At 73.8% G+C, this 3,639-nt stretch carries 6 protein-coding genes; 3 read left to right on the forward strand and 3 right to left on the reverse strand.

Annotated features, from left to right (window positions below; translation table 11 throughout):
* Positions 1 to 289 (forward strand): helix-turn-helix transcriptional regulator (locus OUY22_RS36100; protein WP_270159812.1); only part of this gene is annotated, 289 nt, incomplete at its 5' end.
* 7 nt (positions 290 to 296) lie between these two features.
* Here OUY22_RS36100 and OUY22_RS36105 read toward each other — a convergent pair.
* The 3 genes from OUY22_RS36105 to OUY22_RS36115 all read right to left on the reverse strand — a co-directional run bounded on the left by OUY22_RS36105 (position 297) and on the right by OUY22_RS36115 (position 2,864).
* Positions 297 to 1,022, reverse strand: coding sequence for a phytanoyl-CoA dioxygenase family protein (locus tag OUY22_RS36105; RefSeq protein ID WP_270159813.1), 726 nt, complete (start codon positions 1,020 to 1,022; stop codon positions 297 to 299).
* Positions 1,023 to 1,055: 33 nt separating this feature from the next.
* The gene (locus OUY22_RS36110; RefSeq protein WP_270159814.1) at positions 1,056 to 1,847 is read right to left on the reverse strand and encodes a neutral zinc metallopeptidase; all 792 of its coding nucleotides are present in this window, start codon (positions 1,845 to 1,847) and stop codon (positions 1,056 to 1,058) included.
* A 63-nt stretch (positions 1,848 to 1,910) separates the two neighbouring features.
* The gene (locus OUY22_RS36115; RefSeq protein ID WP_270159815.1) at positions 1,911 to 2,864 is read right to left on the reverse strand and encodes a helix-turn-helix domain-containing protein; all 954 of its coding nucleotides are present in this window, start codon (positions 2,862 to 2,864) and stop codon (positions 1,911 to 1,913) included.
* A gap of 72 nt (positions 2,865 to 2,936) precedes the next feature.
* On the opposite strand from OUY22_RS36115, the gene OUY22_RS36120 reads away from it, so the two are divergent.
* Together OUY22_RS36120 and OUY22_RS36125 are read left to right on the forward strand one after the other, a co-directional pair.
* Positions 2,937 to 3,260, forward strand: coding sequence for a cupin domain-containing protein (locus tag OUY22_RS36120; protein WP_270159816.1), 324 nt, complete (start codon positions 2,937 to 2,939; stop codon positions 3,258 to 3,260).
* Between the two features lie 79 nt (positions 3,261 to 3,339).
* The coding region (locus OUY22_RS36125; protein WP_270159817.1) for an AfsR/SARP family transcriptional regulator at positions 3,340 to 3,639 on the forward strand (300 nt) is incomplete at its 3' end.

Here is a 3,639-nt window from a genome sequence, read left to right on the forward strand (position 1 = left end):
GGTGCGGGAGCTGTCGCACAACCCCGGCGACAGCGTCCGCCTGGACGAGTGGGCCGCGCGGCTGCACGTCAGCGTCAAGACGCTGCAACGCGACTTCGAGCGCGAGTTCGGCATGCCGTACTCGCGGGTGCGCACACAGTTGCGGCTGCGCACCTCGCGGGCGCTGCTGGAGACCCGGCCGGTGGCGGAGGTGGCCCGCCGCGTCGGCTACTCCAGCCCTTCGGCGTTCATCACGGCCTTCGTCAAGGAGTACGGCTGCACGCCGGGCCGCTACGGCTCGGCCGGGTAGGCGCCCGTCAGGGGAGCAGGGCGCGGGCCAGCGCGTTGCCCTCCCCCGGCGCCACCGGCTCCTTGAGGAACACCGGCCCCTGGGACATGAACCGCGGCCGTGTCCCCCGATGCTCGTCGGCGGCGTGCACGGTCAGCGGATGGACCAGGTACATGTCCCCGGGCAGGCCCGTCGCGTACGCCTCCGGGCGGCCGGCGGACGCCTCGGCCAGCAGCGGACCGGCCTCGAACGGATCGAGCGTCCGCTCGCCCAGCGCGCGGGCGGCGTCACGGTGCGAGCCGATCCTGATCCGGGTCGGCGCGTCGTCCTCGCCCACCTCCGACAGCAGCACGAGCAGCAGCATCGTCCCCGGCCGCCCCGACACCGCCCACGAACCGTCGGGCATCGCCACGGACGCGTCGATGTGCCAGCCCCGGTCGTCGGCCTCCGCCTTGCCGGGGAAGCGGATCGGCATGTTGCCGAGCGCGGCGCGCGGCACCCAGCCGCCGACGCCGGCGATCTCGTCCAGCGCCTGCCGCAGCCTGGGGCTGCGCATCATCTCGCCGAACGGGCCCGCGCCGGTCACGTCGGCGGCCCACACCACGGGCTCACGCCAGCCGTCCGGCTCGTCGGGCGACAGGCCGATCTGCCGCCACACCAGCGCCCTGGCGGCGTCACCCACCTCGCGGGGCACGGCCGCCTCCAGCTTGGCGAAGCCTTCGGCGACGAACCGGTCAGTGTCCACGATCTTCATGCGAGCCACCATAACGACGCCGTCCAGCGGTTTTCAGGACACCTTGGCCGAGGGCGCCGTCCAGGTGTTGCACGCCCGGGGGTCCTTGGCGCGGCGGCCCCTGTCGAGCCAGGCGGCGATGGTGCGGCCCTTGCCGTGGCTGCGCACCTTGAACTGCTCGTCGCCGCTCGCCCGGGTGATCCTCATGAGCTCGTCCCAGTCCCGCGACGTACGGTCCAGCGAGGTCCAGACGCTGCCGACGAAGACCCCGCCCAGGCACTCGGCCTGCAGCTCGACGCGGCGGAGCTGCTCGTACAGCTCCTTCTTGTTCCGGTACGGGTGACGCTGGTAGGCCCGCTCGATCCCGGTGAGCAGCTGCACGTGGTGGCCGTACTCGTGGGCGGCCAGGTTGAAGAGGTACAGGTCCGACGGGTCGTCGAGCAGGTTGTCGTCCAGCAGTACGAGGAAGCGCCGCTCCTGGGGACAGTAGACCGCCGCGGCCTCGCCCCAGGATGCCTGACAGAACCTCCTGGGCTTGGTGACGAACCCGATCCTGGCCTTGCGGAAAGGGAGGCGGGCTCGCTTGAAGTAGGCGCCCCAGGCGGTGTTCAGGCAGTCCAGCGCCGTGGTCAGGTAGCGCTTGGCGGCCTCGACGTCGCCCGGCTGGACCTCCTCCTCCGGGCACGAGCTCGTCTGCAGCTCGCCGGCGCGGTAGAGCTTGTTCGCGGTCAGGTCGCGATCGCGGATGGGGTACGGGGCCGCGTGGGCGGTTCCGGACAAGCAGGCGGTTCCGGATAACAGGAGCGCGCAGGCCGCCGCGGCGGCCGTCAGGGGGGCGAGACGCATGACGGGATCATAGGCAGGGGCCCGCCCGCCGCGCGCGGGCCGTCCGGCCCCCGCCGCCTGACCTCAGCCGGTCCGGCCGCCGAACGAGCGGCGGTAGGCGGCCGGCGTGGTGCGCACCAGGGCGTGGAACCTCCTGCGGAGGTTGGCGGCCGAGGACAGGCCGACCCTGACCGCGATCGTCTCCACCGGCAGGTCGGTCTCCTCCAGGAGCGTGCGGGCGGCGGCGACGCGCTGCTGGAGCAGCCATCGGCCGGGGGTGACGCCGAGCTGGCCGGCGAAGCGGCGGGCGAGCGTGCGCGGGGAGACCCCGGCCCGAGCTGCGAGGTCCTCGACGCCGAGGGGCTGGTGCAGCCGTTCGAGTGCCCAGTCGAGCACCTGGGCCAGCGACTGCGACGGGCGGCCGGCGGCGGGGGCCGCGTACTGGAGCTGGCCGCCCTCCCTGTGCGGCGGCATGACCATGTGCCGGGCGACCCGCGCCGCGTGCGCGGCGCCGTGGTCGGCGCGCGTCAGGTGCAGGCACAGGTCGATGCCCGCGGCGGTGCCGGCGCTGGTGGCGACGTCGCCCAGGTCGATGTAGAGCGTGTCGGGCTCGACCCGCACGTCGGGGAAACGGGCGGCCAGCTCGGCCGCCATCCGCCAGTGGGTGGTCGCCCTGCGGTCGCGCAGCAGCCCGGCCTCGGCGAGGAGGAAGGAGCCGGAGCAGATGGCGACAATCCTGGCGCCGCGCCGGTGCGCCCGCAGGACCGCGTCGATCACGGCGGGCGAGGCGGGCCCCTCGGGACGCTGCCAGCCGGGGACGACGACCGTGTCCGCGCTCTCCAGCGCCTCCAGCCCGCTGCGGACGACCATGTCGTAGCCCGCCAGCGTCGGCACCACGCCCGGACGCTCCGCGCACACCTCGAAGCCGTACCGAGCGGGCAGTCCCGGCCGGCGCAGGCCGAAGACCTCGGCGGCGCAGGCCAGCTCGAACGTGGACTGCGGCGGCAGCACCAGCGCCACCACCTGATGAACCGTCATGGCAGGAAAGTACCTGAAAGCGTCATTCCTGACACTGGGCCGTGAACGGCGCCGGCGGTCACGATGGGGCCCATGACGAGAGAGCCCGATGATGTCGAGATCCTGAACGTGGACGAGGTCGAGCCGGTCGAGGTGGTGCCCGGGATCATCCTTCGCCGCCTGCCGGCCACGCGGTGGGCGCGCGGGTGGATGTACGACTTCGCTCCGGGGACCGAGTGGCCGGAGGTCGACGTGCACGAGGGAGAGGAACGCTATTTCGTGATCTCAGGGGAGTTCATCGACCGGGGACGGCGGCTCGGGCCGGGCAGCTACGTGGTGTTCGCGCCCGGCAGCACGCACCGCCCGCGCACCGAGACCGGGGCTCGCATGCTCGGCATCAGCATCCTCACCGGCTGACCGACGCGCGACCCCGTCGGCGGCGGCCTCCGGCTGGTACGTTGCCCGGCGGGGCGGACGGCTCGGGACGGAGGACATCATGCGCTTCGGGGTGCTGGGGCCGCTGACCGTGTGGACCGACCACGGCGACCCGGTCTCGATCCGGGGACGCATGGTGCGGGCGCTGCTGGCCGACCTGCTCGTCCACGAGGGACGTCCGGTGTCGGCCGACCGGCTGGTGGAGGACCTGTGGGGTGCGAAGCCGCCGGCCGACCCCACGGCCGCCCTGCACGTGCGGGTCTCGCAGCTGCGCCGGGCGCTGGCCGCGGCCGAGCCGGAAGCCCGCCACCTGGTGGTGTCCCAGCCTCCCGGGTACGCGCTGCGGCCCGCGCCCGACGCC

It is taken from the genome of Nonomuraea corallina (assembly GCF_027620315.1).
Taxonomy (GTDB): Bacteria; Actinomycetota; Actinomycetes; order Streptosporangiales; family Streptosporangiaceae; genus Nonomuraea; species Nonomuraea corallina.